This window comes from Micromonospora sp. NPDC023869 (assembly GCF_055559695.1).
This window is the reverse complement of the sequence record NZ_JBVHKD010000001.1, coordinates 1,225,140-1,242,492: the sequence shown is the minus strand read 5'-3', so window position 1 is coordinate 1,242,492 and position 17,353 is coordinate 1,225,140. Positions and strand designations below refer to the sequence as shown.

The 17,353-nt window shown below is 69.4% G+C and carries 14 protein-coding genes; 8 read left to right on the top strand and 6 right to left on the bottom strand.

Annotated elements, in window-relative coordinates:
- Nucleotide 1: 1 nt before the first annotated feature.
- From rfbB to ACZ31C_RS05525, 5 genes are all read right to left on the bottom strand, one after another.
- Nucleotides 2-985, bottom strand: coding sequence for a dTDP-glucose 4,6-dehydratase (rfbB, locus tag ACZ31C_RS05545; RefSeq protein WP_465794311.1), 984 nt, complete (start codon nt 983-985; stop codon nt 2-4).
- 1 nt (nt 986) lies between these two features.
- Nucleotides 987-1,883, bottom strand: coding sequence for a glucose-1-phosphate thymidylyltransferase RfbA (gene rfbA, locus ACZ31C_RS05540; protein WP_465794310.1), 897 nt, complete (start codon nt 1,881-1,883; stop codon nt 987-989).
- Between the two features lie 264 nt (nt 1,884-2,147).
- The gene (locus tag ACZ31C_RS05535; RefSeq protein WP_465794309.1) at nt 2,148-3,344 is read right to left on the bottom strand and encodes a DUF2786 domain-containing protein; all 1,197 of its coding nucleotides are present in this window, start codon (nt 3,342-3,344) and stop codon (nt 2,148-2,150) included.
- A gap of 152 nt (nt 3,345-3,496) precedes the next feature.
- Entirely contained in the window at nt 3,497-4,777 is a 1,281-nt protein-coding gene (locus ACZ31C_RS05530; protein WP_465794308.1) for a poly(ethylene terephthalate) hydrolase family protein, read from the bottom strand.
- Between the two features lie 236 nt (nt 4,778-5,013).
- The gene (locus ACZ31C_RS05525; protein WP_465794307.1) at nt 5,014-6,417 is read right to left on the bottom strand and encodes a glycoside hydrolase family 62 protein; all 1,404 of its coding nucleotides are present in this window, start codon (nt 6,415-6,417) and stop codon (nt 5,014-5,016) included.
- Nucleotides 6,418-6,672: 255 nt separating this feature from the next.
- On the opposite strand from ACZ31C_RS05525, the gene ACZ31C_RS05520 reads away from it, so the two are divergent.
- The 6 genes from ACZ31C_RS05520 to ACZ31C_RS05495 all read left to right on the top strand — a co-directional run bounded on the left by ACZ31C_RS05520 (nt 6,673) and on the right by ACZ31C_RS05495 (nt 13,223).
- On the top strand, nt 6,673-8,250 hold the full coding sequence (locus tag ACZ31C_RS05520) for a phenylacetate--CoA ligase family protein (protein WP_465794306.1): 1,578 nt from the start codon (nt 6,673-6,675) through the stop codon (nt 8,248-8,250).
- A gap of 2 nt (nt 8,251-8,252) precedes the next feature.
- Nucleotides 8,253-8,693: a DUF4188 domain-containing protein gene (locus tag ACZ31C_RS05515; protein WP_350699051.1), complete on the top strand. Its 441-nt coding sequence runs from the start codon at nt 8,253-8,255 to the stop codon at nt 8,691-8,693.
- Nucleotides 8,690-9,778, top strand: a complete 1,089-nt coding sequence (locus tag ACZ31C_RS05510) for a hypothetical protein (protein ID WP_465794305.1) — start codon at nt 8,690-8,692, stop codon at nt 9,776-9,778. The genes ACZ31C_RS05515 and ACZ31C_RS05510 overlap by 4 nt, the downstream gene beginning before the upstream one ends.
- Nucleotides 9,779-10,762 (top strand): nitroreductase family protein, encoded by a 984-nt coding sequence (locus ACZ31C_RS05505; protein ID WP_465794304.1) that lies wholly within the window; start codon nt 9,779-9,781, stop codon nt 10,760-10,762. It abuts the gene before it with no gap.
- A 306-nt stretch (nt 10,763-11,068) separates the two neighbouring features.
- A complete protein-coding gene (locus ACZ31C_RS05500; RefSeq protein ID WP_465794303.1) occupies nt 11,069-12,781 on the top strand; it encodes a cellulose binding domain-containing protein in 1,713 nt (570 codons plus the stop codon).
- 136 nt (nt 12,782-12,917) lie between these two features.
- Nucleotides 12,918-13,223, top strand: a complete 306-nt coding sequence (locus tag ACZ31C_RS05495) for a DUF1905 domain-containing protein (RefSeq protein WP_465794302.1) — start codon at nt 12,918-12,920, stop codon at nt 13,221-13,223.
- Nucleotides 13,224-13,286: 63 nt separating this feature from the next.
- Here the strand turns inward: ACZ31C_RS05495 and ACZ31C_RS05490 are convergent, their stop codons facing one another.
- Nucleotides 13,287-13,871, bottom strand: coding sequence for a hypothetical protein (locus ACZ31C_RS05490; protein WP_465794301.1), 585 nt, complete (start codon nt 13,869-13,871; stop codon nt 13,287-13,289).
- Between the two features lie 469 nt (nt 13,872-14,340).
- Between ACZ31C_RS05490 and ACZ31C_RS05485 the strand changes: the two genes are divergently transcribed.
- Together ACZ31C_RS05485 and ACZ31C_RS05480 are read left to right on the top strand one after the other, a co-directional pair.
- On the top strand, nt 14,341-15,288 hold the full coding sequence (locus ACZ31C_RS05485; RefSeq protein WP_465794300.1) for a LamG-like jellyroll fold domain-containing protein: 948 nt from the start codon (nt 14,341-14,343) through the stop codon (nt 15,286-15,288).
- A 488-nt stretch (nt 15,289-15,776) separates the two neighbouring features.
- The gene (locus ACZ31C_RS05480; protein ID WP_465794299.1) at nt 15,777-17,339 is read left to right on the top strand and encodes an alpha/beta hydrolase-fold protein; all 1,563 of its coding nucleotides are present in this window, start codon (nt 15,777-15,779) and stop codon (nt 17,337-17,339) included.
- The last annotated feature ends 14 nt before the right edge of the window (nt 17,340-17,353 follow it).

Below are 17,353 nucleotides of genomic sequence, written 5' to 3'. Positions count from 1 at the left end.
TTCAGGCTTGCGCGGCTGTGCGCTTGAGCGGTGCCCACCAGTCCCGTGACTGCTCGTACCAGCGGATGGTCGCGGCCAGCCCCTCCGAGAAGGGGACTCTCGGGCGGTAGCCGAGCTCCGTCGCCGCCTTGCCGCAGTCGACCGAGTAGCGCAGGTCGTGCCCCTGGCGGTCCTGAACGTGCCGGATCATCGAGCAGTCCTGACCGAGCGCGTCGAGCAACGTGCGGGCCAGGGTCAGATTGTCCAACTCCGTGCCGCCGCCGATGTTGTAGATCTCGCCCGCACGGCCGCGTTCGGCGACCAGCGCCACGCCTCGGCAGTGGTCGTCGACGTGCAGCCAGTCCCGCACGTTGCGTCCGTCGCCGTAGAGCGGCACGGGGAGACCGTCCAGGAGGTTCGTCACGAAAAGCGGGATGACCTTCTCCGGAAACTGATACGGCCCGTAGTTGTTCGACGCCCGTGTCACGCACGTGTCCAGTCCGTACGTCCGGTGGTAGGCGTGCACCAGCAGGTCCGACGAGGCCTTCGAAGCCGAGTACGGTGAGTTGGGCGACAGCGGCTCCGCCTCGTCCCAGGAGCCCTGCGCGATCGATCCGTACACCTCGTCGGTGGAGACGTGGACGAAGCGGCGGACACCCTCCCGCACCGCCGCCTCCAGCAACACCTGGGTGCCGAGCACGTTGGTCCGTACGAACACACCGGCTCCCGCGACGGAACGGTCCACGTGCGACTCGGCCGCGAAGTGGACGACCACCTCCGTCCCGGTCATCGCAGCGCGGACCGTCTCGGGGTCGGCGATGTCACCCTGCACGAAGGTGAGGTCCGGGTGGTCGATCACCGGGGTCAGGTTGGCCATGTTCCCGGCGTAGGTGACCGCATCCAGCACCCGGACCGGGCCGGCCAGCGCCGGGTACTCGCCGGTGAGCAGGCGACGGACGAAGTTGCTGCCGATGAAACCGGCACCGCCGGTGACGAGAGTACGCACGTCAACGCACCTCCGCGTGCGGGCCACCGCCGTGTTCGGCGGCCACGTCCATCACGTACCTGCCATAGGGCGCGTTGGACAGCGCCAGGCCCATCCGGTAGCAGGACTCGGCGTCGATGAAGCCCATCCGCAGGGCGATCTCCTCGAGGCAGGCGATCCTGACTCCCTGGCGCTGCTGAAGGGTCTGTAGGTACTGCGAGGCCTGCATCAGCGCGTCCGGGGTCCCGGTGTCCAGCCAGGCGAAGCCCCGCCCCAGGTCGACCAGCTCGGCGGTGCCGCGCGCGATGTAGGCGCGGTTGACGTCCGTGATCTCGGTCTCGCCGCGGGCCGAGGGGCGCAGGCTCCGGGCGATCTCCACCACGTCCGAGTCGTAGAAGTACAGGCCGGTGACGGCGCGGTTGCTCGGCGGCGCCACCGGCTTCTCCTCGATCGAGACCAGACGGCCGGCATCGTCGGTCAGGCCCACGCCGTACCGTCCCGGATCGTCCACCGGGTAGCCGAACAGCACGCATCCGCGGAGCGCCTCGATGCTGCGGCGCAGCAGCTCCGAGAAGCCGTGTCCGTGGAAGATGTTGTCACCGAGGACCAACGCGGTGGTGTCCCCGGCGATGTGATCGGCCCCGATCAGGAAGGCCTCCGGTATGCCCTTGGGCTCCGGCTGCGTCGCGTATTTCAGGTCGAGTCCCAGTTGCGAACCGTCACTCAACAGCCGCTGAAAGAGGGGCAGGTCCGCCGGGGTGGTGATGAGGAGTATGTCTCGCACGTCGGCGAGCATGAGAACCGAGAGCGGATAATAGATCATCGGCTTGTCGTAGACCGGCAGCAATTGTTTCGAGACGCTCGTCGTCGCCGGTCTCAGGCGAGAACCCGTCCCGCCCGCGAGAATGATTCCCTTCACGGCTGGACCGTATCCGACGGCAGGTTTTCGTAACCAGTCCACGGATCAGGGTTAGGGGGGCGGGTCGGAAATTGAGCGTCAGATAAGGGGTTGCCGAAACGTCCGCCCGCCGTCCGGCCGTGCGGACGCCCACAGCACTGCATGCGCCCACCAAGAATGGGTCACGAGCCTGACCGGATCGCTCAGTGCGACTGTCGTCGACGTCGAGGCTCTCGGGGCGATGGGCCGTCACGTGCGAGGACTGTGGCCGGCGATACCGCCGTGTCACAGCCGGGCACGGTCAGCGGCCTGCCGGCCGGACTCCCAGCCGTCGCGGCTGTCCACCCGGATGGCCCGGGACCGGACCGTGTCCGGGAAGACCCGCCGCATGGTCTCGCGGATCTGCTCGTCCCGCGCGGCGAGTACCGGCAGCAGGTCGGCCGCGTCGCTCGCACCGTTCCCGTCCCGCCGATCGGTGGCCTGCGCCAACGCGACCTGCGCCGCGGCGGTCAGCCGTTCGTCGATCCGGTCGGCGAAGGCCACCAGGAACGACTGACGGTACGCCTTCAGCCGGCTCCGGCCGGCCTTACCGCCCGGCGGCTCGGTCCGGGCCATCGCCTGATGCGCCTGCACCAGCAGCGAGGTGTAGAGCAGGTCCACCGCGTCGATGTCGGTGTCGAAACCGAAGACGGTGCTGAACGCCAGCTCCGGTGACCAGACCGTGTGGCAACGGTTCGCCTTGGCGACGGCGGCCAGCAGGGACGCCTTCTCCCCGTCGTGCGGGTGGTCCACACCGATCCGGCGCGCGTACGGCACCACCCGAGCCGTGTCACCGCTACGCGCTGCCAGCAGCGCCTCGTCCAGACTGTGCCGGGTGACCAGTTCCTGCGCCTTGGCGGTGTACGCCTGCGCCTCGGCCGGAAACGTCGTCGACTCCGCCTTGGCGAGCAGGGCGCGTACCCGGTCCAGCAGCCGGGCGTCGGTCCGTGACGACCCCGACCCGCCGACCGGCGCGGCGGCGGACCCGGGCGGCGGGACGAGCACCTCGATCGGCGGGAGCGCGGCCAGGATGGCGAGCAGGCCCAACACCAGGTCGAGTACGGCCACCCGGTCGAGCCGCCAGCGGGCCGCGAGAGCGTCGACGTATCCCGCGTCGTCCGCCCACCAGACCTGCGCCCCGAGCGTGTCCGCCTGCGCCAGCCACCGCCCGTCGACCGTGGTCCGGGGAAACCGTCGCAGGTACGCGGCGACCGCGTCGGTCACCAGGTCGGCCTGGCGCGGCAGGCCCCGCCGCGCGACCACCCGGTGCAGCTCGGTCGGCTGCCACCCGCCCCGCCACAGCCGCGCGAACGCCTCGTCCCGCGCCGCCACCAGCGCCGGGTCGACGTCGACCGACGGTGTGACGGTCAGCGCGTCCAGTCCCGCCTCGTAGTCGACCGACCCGGCGAGAACCGCCCTGATCCGTTCCCGCACCGATGTCACCAGCCCAAGCCTACGGAGCCCGGGTCGTTGATGTGCAGCGGTGGGCGGGCCCGACATGACGTCGAGCCCGCCCGGTTCATCAGGCACACCTCGCAGGTGTCAGACCTGGCTGCGCAGCTTGGAGAGCTGCGTACCGGCCAGGTCGGTCACGATCATCTGGCCGCGAGGCGGAACTGCTGGTTGGTTTGTCCGTGGCAGTCGTAGAGCTGGATCTGTGCGCCGTTGGTGGTGTTCCAGGCGTCGAGGCAGCGGCCGGATTGGACGCCGCTGATGGTGCCGTTGGTGTTGATGTTCCATTGTTGGTTGGTCTGGTTGTGGCAGGCGTAGATCTGGACGGCGGCGCTGTTGGCGGTGCCGGCGGCGTCGAGGCACATGTCGCCGTAGACGCGGAGTTGTTTGGTGGAGCTGTTGTAGGTCCAGGCTTGGTTGGTCTGCTTGTTGCAGTCGTAGAGCTGGACGCGGGTGCCGTTGGTGCGTGACGAGTTGGGGACGTCGACGCACCGGCCGGACTGCGTACCGATGATCTCGCTGGCGGAGCCGGGCGGCGGCGTGGTCGGCGGCGGCGTGGTCGGCGGCGGCGTGGTCGGCCCGGGCGTGGTGGGGGTCGGCGTCGGCGTGCTGGTCGGCGGCGGCAGCAACGGGCACGTGCTGCGGTAGGTGACGACGCCGCTGTTGTCCATCAGCGGGCAGAGGAACTGGGTGTACCGGGCGTCGTTGTCGACGAACGTCTTCAGGAACGGCAGCATGGTCCGGATCAGCACCGGGTTCGACCGGCCGACCATGAAGCCGTGGTCGCCACCGGCGACCTCCAGGTAGACGCTCTCCGTCGTGGTCGGGATGCTGTTGTACAGGCCGAGGGCGTAGGACGGGGTCACCACCGTGTCCGCCTGCCCAGAGATGATCATCGTGGGCACCCGGTCGTTGGCCAGGTTCGACGACGGCGAGTACGGCGTGATGCCGGCCACCGCCTTCAACGACGGGCGTCGCATGGCGGCGCTCAGCGCCCCGCCGCCGCCCATCGAGTGGCCCGCGACGGCCAACCGGTTCGGGTCGACCCGGGTGCGCACCGTGCTCTGCTGCGTCAGGTAGTCCAACGCGGCGAGCAACTGGGTGCCCCGAGCCGTGTCGAAGTCGTTGCGGCTGTTGGTCTCGATGCCGATCACCACGAAACCGTGCGAGGCCAGCCACGGTCCCATCCACGCCAGTTCGGCGGAGAACAGAGCGGTGTATCCCGGCGAGATCGCGATGGCCCCGAAGGTGCCCTGACTGGTGTCGGTCGGGTAGTAGATCCGACCGCCGTTGAAACCGTTCCCGGACGGGACGCTGACCGACGTGTTGGCGAAGGGGCCGTTCTCGGCCGCGACGCTGTTCCGGGTGGGGTCCGGGCCCCGCTGGTACGGGTTGTCGGCGGCCGACGCCGACCCGGTCGCCATCGTGATGGTGAGCAAGCCGACGGCGGCGGCGAGTCCGGCGGTGGCGAGCGTGAACAGCCGTCCCCGGACGCGGGGGGACGCTCGGTGAGCGTCAGTGATCCCCGAGGGCAGGGGAGGGGGCGCATGTCCTCGCACTGTCGATACCTCCTGGTGGTGGGGGTTGGTGTGGGATGGGCGGGTCCGGTATGCACCGGACCCGCCCGCGCCGGCTGTGCCCTAGCCGGACCTGCACGCGGTCAGCGTTGCAGGGTGAGTAGTCCGGGGCGGTAGGGCAGGAGGCCGTAGTCGCCGCCGGAGTTGGGTGAGCGGCCTTGGTAGAGGAACTGGAGGTTGCAGGCGTTGACGGTCATGGTCTGGTCGGCGTTGGTGCGGATGAGTTCGCCGTGGCTGATGTCGTTGGTCCAGGTGGCGCCGCTGTTGGCCTTGCCGGCGAAGGGGTTGCTCTCGGTGGCGGCCTGGGGGGTCCAGGTGCCGCCGAGGCTGGTGGCGGTGAAGGAGCGGAAGTAGCGTCCCTGGGAGCCGATGGCCTCGACGAGCATGAGGTACCGGTTCTCGCCTTCGAGCTTGTAGACCTGCACGCCTTCGAACAGGTTGTTCGTCGTGTCGGTCATGATGGTGGTGTAGTTGGCGCCGAAGCTGCCGGGGAAGTTCCCGATCGGCATGCTGGCCCGGTAGATGCGGCCGTTGTCTCCGGCGAAGAAGAGGTACATGTTCTGGCTGTCGCCGATGAGCGCCTGGTCGATGGGGCCGGTGCCGGAGTTGGAGATGGATCCGGTGAACAGGGTCTGCGCCGGTCCCCAACTGTTCACGTTCGTCGGGTTGGTGGAGGTGCGGTAGGAGAAGGCGGGGCCGCCCCACTGGTAGGCCAGGACCCAGACGTTGCGGGGTGCGAAGTAGAACAGTGAGGGGGCGACGGCGGAGAACGGCATCTGGTTCTGGCTGGCCGAGCCCATCTGGTTCCAGTTGGAGAACAGGCCGAAGTTCATCGACCCCCAGCTGGTGCCGGTGTCGTGGGTGGTGGCGTAGACGAGCTGCTGGCCGTTGTAGGGGGCGTGGGTGAAGTCCTTCAACGACACCCACCCCGAGCGCGGCTGCGCCAACGCACCCGTTGACGACCACCGGTACGACGACGGCAGAGAGCAGTTACCCGACGGCGGCGGAGTGGTCGGGGGCGGGGTGGTCGGCGGCGGCGTGGTGGGCGGCGGGGTGGTCGGCGTGGTGCCGCCGTTGCAGGCCACGCCGTTGAGGGCGAAGTTGGTCGGTGCCGGGTTGCTGCTCGTCCAGGAGCCGTTGAACCCGAAGGACACCGAGCCGTTGGTCGGGATCGCGCCGTTGTAGCTCACGTTCCTCGCGGTCACCGCCGTGCCGCTCTGCGTCAACGTGGTGTTCCAGGACTGCGTCACCGTCTGCCCGGCGCCGAAAGACCAGGTCAACGTCCAGCTACTCAACGGATCGCCGAGATTCGTGATCGACACGTTGGCGCCGAATCCACCCTGCCACTGCGACGCCACGGCGTACGTGACCGAACAACCTGCCGCTGCGGCGCCGGCCGGCGGTGCGACGACGGCCACCGCCGACGTCGCCAGCATCGCCACGCCAGCCGACACCAGACTGGCATTGACCATTCTGGATCTAGCCATAAAGCATCCTTCCCAGCGCAGAATCGACCAACGCATTCGCGAGGGTCATTGTTAGGTGAGCGTTAACATACGTGTCAGGCATGCTACGGGAGCGCTCCCAACCCCTCAACCTTTGACGCCGATGGATGCGATTTAGGTCTTTGCGCCCATCCGAGGCCCGGTGCCGACGCCCACGCGCACCTGGGTACGCGTACTCAACCCGGTCCGGCCCGCGCGCTCAGGTGCCGGCGCGTCGGCGCGAACAGGATTGGCGACATGGCCGAACTGCCGCACCGACACATCGCCCTGGGTACCGCCGAGTCGCCGTTGCCGGCGCTGGCCGCGCGGTGCCGACAGACGACGCTGGCGACCGGCGGCCGCGCGGTCGCCACGCTGACCCGGCTCGCCGGTCGCCACCCCGCCGGATGGCGGTGGCTGGCCCGGCGGCACCACCCGCTCCTGGACCGGCTGGCCGCGGCGAACGCCCAGGCGGTCTGCGAGCGGGCCGCTCGACAGGTCCCCGCGTACCGGTCCTTCCTGCGCACCCGCCCGGCCCGCGCCCGCCGCCGACTGGCCGATTTCCCCGAGACCGACAAGCACGGGTACGTGACGGCCTACGACGCCGCCGCACGCTGCTGGCAGGGACGCATGCCGACCCGGGGAGTGGTGGTCGACGAGTCGGCCGGTTCGTCCGGGCGGCCGTTCAACTGGCCCCGGGGCGACCGGGAGCTGCGCGCGGTGCACCGGGACATCGCCGGCTACACCGGACTGGTCTTCCCGATGCGCCGACCGTTCGTCATCAACGCGTACTCGATGGGGGCCTGGGCCACCGGGACCACGACCGGCGCGGCGATGTCCCGGATCGCGGTCGTGAAGAACACCGGCCCGGACCTCGGGAAGATCGTCGACACGCTGCACGAGTTCGGTCCCGACTACGACTACCTGGTGACCGCCTACCCGCCGTTCCTCAAGCACCTGCGGGACCGGCTTGACGCCGGCGGCTTCGAGTGGGGGAAGTACCGCGTCTTCGCCAGTTGCGGGGGCGAGGGCATGACCGAGGCGCTGCGCGACTACCTGGAGCAGCGGTTCGCCCTGGTCCGCTCCGCGTACGGGGCCTCGGACCTGACCATCGGCATCGGTGCCGAGACCCGGTTCACGGTGTGGCTGCGGCGACGGTTGCAGACCGACCGTGGGCTGCGGGCCGAGCTGCTCGGTGCCGACGAGCAGCGACTGCCGATGGTGTTCCAGTACAACCCGTTCTCCACCTACCTGGAGACGAACGACCGTCGGGAGCTGGTGTGCACGGTCACCGCAGACGTGCTCCAGCCCCGACTGCGCTACAACATCGGCGACGAGGCGGTGCTCGTGCCGTACCAGCGGATCGTCGAGTTGGCGCACGCCGACCCGGTCCGCCGAGCCGAGTTCCGCACCGCCGTCTCCGTCGAGCGGATGACCCTGCCGGTGCTGCTGCTGTTCGGCCGGCGCGACTCCACCGTCTCCTACCTGGGAGCAAACCTCTATCCCCAGGACGTCGAGTACGGCCTCTACACCGGCAACCCGCACGCCGCCGAGATCAACCGCTTCTGCCTGACGTTGGTCGAGGACGCGTCGCTGGAGACCCGGCCGGTGATCCACATTGAGCTGCGCCGCCCGCTGCCCGAATCGCAGCGCGACGCGCTCGTCGCCGCCTGCCGCAGCGGCGTACGCCGGCACCTCACCTCGGTCTCCCGGGACTTCGCGCAGTCGCTGCTGGAGGACCCGACCGCCGGAGACCTGCGGGTGGAGCTGCACGAGTCGGGCAGCGGCCCGTTCACCGGCGAACAGAAGATCAAGAACGTCTACCTGGTGAGGTGATCATGCGTACCCGTGACTTCTCCCGCGCGCCCGCGCAGGCCCGCGCCGGCGCCATGTTCATCGGCGGGACCCGCTACGCCAACCCGCTGGTGCTGCTGCGGCTGGCCCCGGACTGGTTCCGGATGGTCCGTGACATGCGCCGGATGTCCGGCTACTGCTGGCACACCGTCTACTGGCAGTTTCCGCTCACGCTCGGCACGATCGCGTTCTTCACCGACCGCGACGCGATGCTGCGCTTCGCGCGTACCCGCCACCACCGGAAGCTGATGGCCTGGCTGACCGACGGCACTCGGAACGCGACCGCAGGATTCATCCGGCTCTACACGGCCTCGCCGGACGGGTACTCCAACGGCACCTGGCGTGCCGAGGGGCCGGAGATGGGGCACATCGACACGTTCACTCCGCTCGGTGCGGAGACGACCGGCCCGGCGGTGATCCGGTGAGTGCCGACGCGTACCGCTTCGAGCGGGCCACCTGCCGCCGTGGCCTGCGGGAGTTCCTCGGACTGACCGACCGCCTCTATGCCGACGAGCCGCGTCATGTGCCCACTCCGCGCCAGCAGATCCGGCAGTGGTGGCAGGACGGCATCCCGATGTACGTGCTGCGGGACGCCACCGGCACGGTGGTCGGCCGGACCACCCTGCACACCGACGCGGCCTTCGACGCCAAGATTGGCCGCCGGTGCCAACTCTTCGGGCTGACCGAGTTCACCGCCCCGGCCGCCCGACCGTTGTTCGACGCGATCTCCGCGCACGCCGACCCCGACCGGGACCTGCTCTTCGGCCCGGTGGCGTTGCTGCCCAACCAGGCCGGTGGCGTGATCACCTCCGGGTACGCCGAGCGCGGCTTCGTCGACAGCGCCTGGAACCCGGCGCACTACGCGGCGGCGTACGAGGCGTACGGGTTCCAGCGCCGGTTCGAGTCCGACACCTGGATCTGCCCGGTGCCCACGCCGGCCGAAGCGGCGCCACCGGTACGCGTCGACCCGGACGGGGCGCGGATCGAGCTGCACCGGGGTGACGTACGGCGTCTCGATGACCAACTCGACCTGCTCCGCGGCATGCTGAACGACTCCTTCGCCCAGCTCGGGTACTACACCCCGATTTGCGCCTGGCAGCTACGGCGGCAGACCGACGGGCTGGCGTACCTGCTGGACGAGTCGTTGCTGCTCTATCTGACCCGGGACGGTCAGCCGGTGGCGTTCACGCTGTGCGTACCGGACATCAGCGAGTTCATGGTGGCGGTCCGGGGCGACCTGCACCTGGTCAACCAGATCCGGCTGCTCGGCACCCGCCGCCGCTACCGGCGGGAGGCGGTGCTGATCGTCAAGGGTGTGGTCCCGGAGTACCAGGGGCGCGGCTACCAGCGGTTGCTCTCCACACACCTGCACCACAACCTGCACACCGCCGGCTACACCGCGCTGCGCAGCACCTACGTCGGTCGGGACAATCCGGCGTCGGCGGCCCAGTACCGACGCCTCGGTGGCCGCCCGTTGCACGGCTACACCTTCTACGCCAAGGAGCGGTAGGTGGACGTCGCCGCGTTCCGCGCCCTCGAACCGCTCTGCTGGCGTGCACCGAGCGCGCACAACACCCAGCCGTGGCGGCTGCGGTACGAGCCCGGACAGATCCGGGTCGGGTGGAACCCGGCGTACACCCTGCCGGCGGCCGACCTCACCGGCCGTGACCTGCGCCTGTCCCTGGGCGCGTTCGTGGAGACCTGCCTGATCGTCGCCGCCGACGCCGACCTGCCGCTGGAGTACGTCGCCGACCACGACGACCCGTGGGTGGGCCGGTTCCAGCCGGCACCGAGCCGCTACCCGACGCCCTTCCGCACCACCGAGGTCTGGGATCGGCGTACCCACCGGGGCGGTTTCGTCGGCGGGCCGGACAGCGACGCGCTCGCGGCGGTGGACGCGGTCGCCCGGCAGGCCGGCGGCAGTGTCCGGACCGTGCCGCACGCCGACCGCCTCGGCGCGCTCCTGCGCGAGGCCGACCGGCAGGTGTACGCGGACCCGGCGGTCGTCGCCGAGCTGCGCCGCTGGCTACGGCTGACCTCCGCGCATCCCGACTACCGCGCCGACGGCCTCACCGACCGCTGCCTCGGGCTGTCCCGCCCGGCCGCGAACGGGCTGCGGGCGGCGCTGGCCGTGTATCCGGCGCTACGGCGGCTGGGGTTGCCGAGGCTGCTCGCCGCCGCCGACGACCCGCTCGCCCGAGGCGGCGACGTGCTGGTCCTGGTCGCGCCGGAAGGGCTGGACCGGACAGGGCAGGTGGAGTTCGGGCGGGTGCTGCTGCGGTGCTGGTTGACGCTGCACGCGGCCGGGTTGGTGGCGCACCCGCTGAGCCAGCTCGTCGACGTCGCGGCCACCCGGACGGCGCTCGGCACGCTGTTGGACGTGGCACCGGACCGGCTGCTGCACGTGACCAGGGTGGGCCGCCCCACCCGACCGGCGCCCCGTTCCGCACGCCGCGTCACCGGCAGTGAGCACCCCAGCGCCGCCCCGATGTAAGGAAGGGACCCTTTCAATACACCAGGCGTTAGTAGGGGACCCCTCCTTGCATCTCGGACGCCGGTCAGAGCGACAGCAGGGTTGCGGACGGTCACCTTGGAGGCGACACGTCGCAACATTGACACACATCGTTGACGCGGCATACATTCGTGCCGATCTGGCAAGCGCTTTCATCATCGCCCCCGTCCTGGGCACAGCTGGGCGGCCTTCGCCGCACTGTGGGAGCGCTCCCGTCTCTGCGTCGTCACCGACGGCAGGTCGAGGCATCCAATTCCGAGGAGGACCGGAGCAGCGATGAAAAGACGAATGAGAGCGTTCACACACAATGCGGCCCGGGTGACCGCAGGTGCCGTACTCCTGGCGTCGGCCGGCGTCGCCGTGGCGATGCCCGCCGGTGCGGCGGCGGCCGGTTGCACGGTGAACTACGCCGTGTCCTCCCAGTGGCAGGGCGGCTTCGGCGCCAACGTCACCATCACCAACAACGGTGATCCGATCACCGAGTGGACGCTGACCTGGTCCTACAACGCCGGGCAGACCGTCGACCAGGCGTGGAACGCCACGGTGAGCCAGAGCGGCGCCGCCGTCACCGCCCGGAACGTCAGCTACAACGGCGCCGTCCCCACCAACGGCACGGTCTCGTTCGGCTTCAACGGGTCGTGGACCGGCAGCAACCCCGCCCCCAGCATCTTCGCGCTCAACGGCGTGGGCTGCACCGGCGGCACCATCCCCACCCCACCGCCGACCACCCCGCCGCCGACGACGCCACCGCCCACCACGCCACCGCCCACCGGCGCGGCGGACATCACGGTCAACAACGCCACCCGCCACCAGACGGTCGACGGGTTCGGGGCGGCGCAGTCGATCTGGGGCAGCGCGTGGTCGACTGCCGAGACGCAGACATTGGTCGGGATGGGTGCCAACCAGTTGGGGTTGTCCATCGTGCGGACCGGTCTGTCGCCGGTGTCGAGCGAGTGGGCGACGCATGTGAACTCGTTGAAGACGGCCAAGTCGTACGGGTCGGGCGTGAAGATCCTCGCCTCGCCCTGGACGGCACCGGCGGCGTGGAAGACGAACAACAGCCGGATCAACGGCGGCAAGCTGCGGACCGACTACTACGACGACTACGCCAACCACCTGAACAGCTACGTCCAGTACATGCGCGGGCAGGGCGTGACGATCGACGTCACCTCGGTGCAGAACGAGCCGGACTGGCACCCGGACTACGACTCGATGGACTGGAGCGGCACCGAGCTGCGCAACTTCGTACGCGACCACGGCACGCGGGTGCAGAACACCAAGCTGATGGTCGCCGAGGCGGTGAACCTGAACTACACCTACACCGACCCGACGCTCAACGACACCACCGCCCGCAACAACATCGGCTACATCGGCGGGCACCTGTACGGCACCGAGGCGTCCGGGCGACTGCGGTCGTACCCGCTGGCCGACCAGCACAACAAGCCGGTGTGGATGACGGAGTGGAACCTGCACGCGGCCGACGGCAACGGCTCCAACATCTGGGGCAACCCCGGCAACCAGACGGTCTGGAACGAGACGCTCGACGACATCATGCGTACGGTCCACCGGTCGATGGAGGCGAACTGGACCGCCTACGTCTGGTGGTACGGCAAGCGCTACTACTCCTTCATCGGTGACGGCGAGGCCGCCTTCGGCACCACGGCCGGCGCGCCGCTCAAGCGCGGATACGCCTTCTCGCAGTACTCCAAGTACGTCCGCCCCGGCTACCAGCGCGTCGCCCTGGCCAAGAGTTCCAAGGCCTCGCCGTTGGAGGTGACCGCGTACCAGGGTGGCGGGAAGACCACGCTGGTGATCCTCAACCGCTCGACCAGCGCGGTCAACAACGCCGTGATCCAGGTGCCGCAGTCCGTCACCCGGGCGGAGCACTACCTGACCTCGCTGAGCGCCAACGCGGCCAGCCAGCCGACCAGCGTCAACGGCGGGCAGGTCTCGGTCAACGTGGGCGCGCGCAGCATCTCCACCGTCGTCCTGACCCACTGAGCACCTCCCGACGACAACTGCGTGGCGCGCATGATCGCGCGCCACGCAGTTGCCGTAGGGCGCCCGGTAGCCGCGACCGCCGCCCCGGTCCGGCGGATCGTCGGCACTGTCGGTCCCGGATGTGATGCTGACCGTCGTGATCGTGACGTTCGACAGTGAGTTGTGGACCTGGGCCGCCCGCCGTGACGAGAGTTGGACCTTCGTCAGCATGCCGGTCGGGGCGTCCGAGGAGATCCGCGAGATCTCCGGCGGGACGCGTCGGGGTTTCGGTGCGGTACGAGTCCGGGCGGCCATCGGCGGTAGCCGGTGGACAACCTCGGTGTTCCCCGACAGCGCGCGCGGTTGCTACGTCCTTCCGGTCAAGCGGGCCGTCCGCACCGCCGAGGCACTCGACGTGGGTGACACCGTCACCGTGACCGTCGAACTGGTCGACCACGGATGACGACGGTCACGGTCGACCCGCCGGCACCGGTCGACCTGCCGGCACCGCCGGAGTCGGGGCGGATCAGGGTCGCAACCACCACAGGCTGGTGTAGGCCACGCCGAAGTCGTTGCAGGGGTGCCCGACCGGACCCGGTGTGCCGTTGGGCAGGGCCGGGTCGGAGATCCGCAGGACCACCCAGTCACCGTCGGCGGCACGCAGCGGCACGGTGACCTCGGTGAGTCGGCCGTTGACGGTCTCGACGACGGTCGGCGTCGAGGTGCCGGGACGCAGCACCTGGACGCGCAGCGGCTTGCCCTCCCAGGCCGCGCCCCGGTCGATGTCCACCAGGAATCGCACGTCGCCGGAGGTCACGTTCACCACGCCACCCATGCGTACGCCGTTGGCCGTGGCGTCGACCCGCAGCCCGGAGACCCGGGTGGCGAAGCAACGGCGGGCGGCCATCGCCTCGAACACGGCGGCGCGGGTGTTCTCGGTGACCCACAGGCCGCTGCGGCCCTTGCCCTCGTGGAAGCCCCAGGTCGTACCGTGCTCGTCGGTGACTCCGGTCAGGCCCGGACGCCATCCGGCGTTGAGGCAGGCCACCAGCGGCGACGTCCGGCCCGACGACCAGCCCTCGAAGAGGTAGTCGTCGGTGCGGTTGAACATCTCCAGGCCGACGAGTTGGTCGCGGGCCGAGGCGTGGAAGGAAAAGTCGTCGAAGCGGCCCAGCTCCCGGCCCGGGTCCGCTACTCCGACGAGCTGAGGCGGCCAGCATCAGCATGCCGCCGGCACCACCCGGCAACGCCCGCCGACGGACGCGGCGACGTCGACCTGGCCGTACGGTGCCTCGTCGGTGGACCGGTGGTCGTGGTGACAGTGATGCGGGTGAGGGTGTCCACTCCTGACCACACATAAACGTATGGCGATGTGAGCACGCCACCGCCTCGGAGCGTCGGTCAGACGAGCAGTGCGCTACAAAAAGGCCCGCACGGCACATTCTCGGGTCGCATTCGCGTCGAATTCCGGGAGTGGCTCACACGCCTCGCTACGATCCGATCGAACCGCCGTTCCCGGCGACCCGACTCCCCGTCGACATCGTGGAAATTCCACGCCCGACCGGAAAGGACTGCCGCTGATGAGAAGTGAGCATCCTTCCCCACTCAACGACGACGGGGCCCGCCGAGAGGACCTTTCACTTCCGGCGGGAGAAAGCGCCGAGGCCGATCCCGCCGACCCGGACGGCACGCCTGACATCGTCGAGCAGCGCACGCCGCCCGGCAGCGAGGAGTTCACCGCGCCGCCTTCACCGACCGCGCCACCGGAGACCGACGCCCCGGTGACCCGCACCCGTCGGCAGCGACTCCGTCGCGCGTTGAGGTCGGTCCCGGGGCTGATCGGCATCGTCGCCGGGCTGGTCGGGATCGTCGCCGGCATCGCGGCACTGGTGCCCAAGGAACAGCCGTCGGACCCGTTCCAGAAGGCGTTGTTCACCGAGCCGTTCACCTCGACGGCGAGCGATCCGGACGAGGTCCGGCAGAGGTACGCGCTCTGGGTCGACACCGAGGACGGCAACGATGACGTGTGGCGGAGCGAGGTCGACACCGCCCAGGGCCTGTTCCGGCTCTCCAACCAGACCGGCTCCAGCCAGGTGCGCTACATCTGGCTCAACGCCACCAACGCCGGTGACCGGGTGCCGGTCGACATGACCGACAGGCCGGTCTCCGTCGACGTACGAATCGCGAAGCGGAGCCGATCCACGAGCGCGGCCGGATTGATGTACCGCTGGTCCGGACAACCGAAGCGGTATTACGCATTCCTGCTCTCCGGAGACGGCACCTATTCGTTCGTGGCACGCAGCGACGCCCTCGGATTCTCCTACCGGCTGACCGAGCGTTCCGAGAAGATCACCGCCGACGGCTGGAACAGCCTCGCCGTCGTCGGCAACGGCGATCAGCTCGATCTCTATATCAACGGCACGAAAGTGAAGACCGTCGACGCCGTGGACTTCCCGGACGGCACCACGGGGGTCATCGCGACCAGTATCGGCGCCTACGAGTTCGACAACTTCCGCATCTACGAATGACGGCGCCGGTGCACGCCACCGGGCTCCTCGCGAGACGTGAGCCGGACGCCCACCCGGGCGAGCCGAGGCTCCGTCGGGGTGACGGCGTGTCGATCTCTGCACGGTCCTGACCAGGAGCGACCCGAGCCGTAACAGCCCTGGAACACCCTTGACATCGAAAGGCGACCCCCGCCACACTACCGATGCTAATTCGATTTAGCACAGACCAGGTCCACAGAGTACCGAAACGGGTCATAACCCCCCACCGGGCAGTAGCCCACGTGGCCCACGAGGAGGCTCTCCATGTCCGACCGCCCCGCGCCTCGTCGCGCAGACCCCACCCACCTTCAGCGGCTCCGGCGGCAGTGAGCCGGAGTCGAGAGCCAGAGTCCGAACACGACCACGAGATCCGAACAGCACCGCGAGAAGCGGTTGTAGAGGAGTGTGCTCAGTTGAAGACAGAGACCGGAAGGCGCAGGCTCAGGCGTACCGTCTCGTTGCTCGCGACCATGTCACTCGGAGTCGGCCTCGTCGTCTCCGCGCCGGCCGCCGCCTCGGCCAAGCCCACGGGCACGGAGGGTGCGACCGTCAAGGCGGACAAGCACTCACCGACCGGATACACCGTCACCTTCGTCTACCGCAATCCGAACGCCACCCAGGTCCGTCTCGCCGGGGACCTGACCCTGCTCGACGTCAACACCGGCAACACGCGGTACCAGCCGGAGGAGTGGCAGCCGGGTCGGTACCACGCCGGGGGAACCGAGTTCCTCCGCGACATGACCCGGGACAAGAAGGGCAACTGGTCGGTCTCACTGCCGCTGCACGCGGGCGGCATCAGCTACTGGTACCGGGTCTGGGACCCGACCCAGGGCTGGGAGAACAAGCGCATCTGGGACCCCGCCTCGACCAACCCGCGTCCGCCGGGCGAGTCCTCGTTCCGGACCCGGAACAACGACGTCCTCGACGCCGTGTACGTGCCGTACGCGGCGAAGCAGAACGACCCGGTGCTCAAGAGCCGTGCCGAGTACGAGCTGCCGGCCAAGCCCAAGGACCGGGGCACCGTCCGGTACGTCCCGTACACCACCATCCTCGGCGACAGCGGCCACTACCTCGGTGTCTACCTGCCGCCCGGCTACGACGCCAAGCGCGCGAAGCCGTACAAGGTGGCGTACCTGGCGCACGGCATCTTCGGTGACGAGACCGACTTCATGGTGCCGGCGAACGTCCCGAACATCCTGGACAACATGACGGCGAAGGGCGAGATCGAGCCCACCGTGGTCGTCACCATGGGCAACCACTTCACGGGCACCAGCCTCGGGTTCGCCTCGTACAACCAGACCAACGCCGCCAACAACCTGGTCCAGACGATCCTGCCGCTCATCGAGGACCGGTACAACGTCGCCACCGACCGGTCCGGCCGGGCGTACGGCGGGTTCTCCTACGGCGGCATGACCGGCGCCCACGTGATCCGGGGCTACCCGACCACGTTCGGGTACTACGGTCACTTCTCCGGCAACCCGTCGCTGAGCGCCCAGGACTACGACAACGTCGCCAACGCGGTCGGCGACGACGACCTCCTCGTGTTCCTCGGCAACGGTGTCTTCGAGGGCAACCTCAACAACCAGAACGCCATCGCCGACAACTTCCGCGCCCGTGGGTACACCGCCCACACCACCCAGGTCCCGGGCGCGCACGACGGCATGACCGCGAGCCAGCTCTTCACGATCTTCGCCCGCGACCACCTCTGGACGGGCGTCGACACGGTCGGTGACGCCCGTGCCAAGGTCAAGGCGAAGGCCGCGCCTGCGTCGGTCCCCGCCGGGCGCACGTTCACGCTCGACGTGGAGGTGCGGGCACAGACCCAGCACAAGAAGTCCCCGACGCCGACCGGCGAGATCACCGTGACCTTCGCCGGCGCCACGCACGTGGTGACGCTGAACAAGGGCAAGGCAGTCGTGAAGCTGCCGACCACCGGGCTGTCCGCCGGGTCGTACGAGGTCCACGTCGCCTACTCCGGTGACCGGACCTATGCGCCCACCGCAGAGGTGCACCAGAAGCTGCGGGTGCGCTGAGGCGCTGAACACGG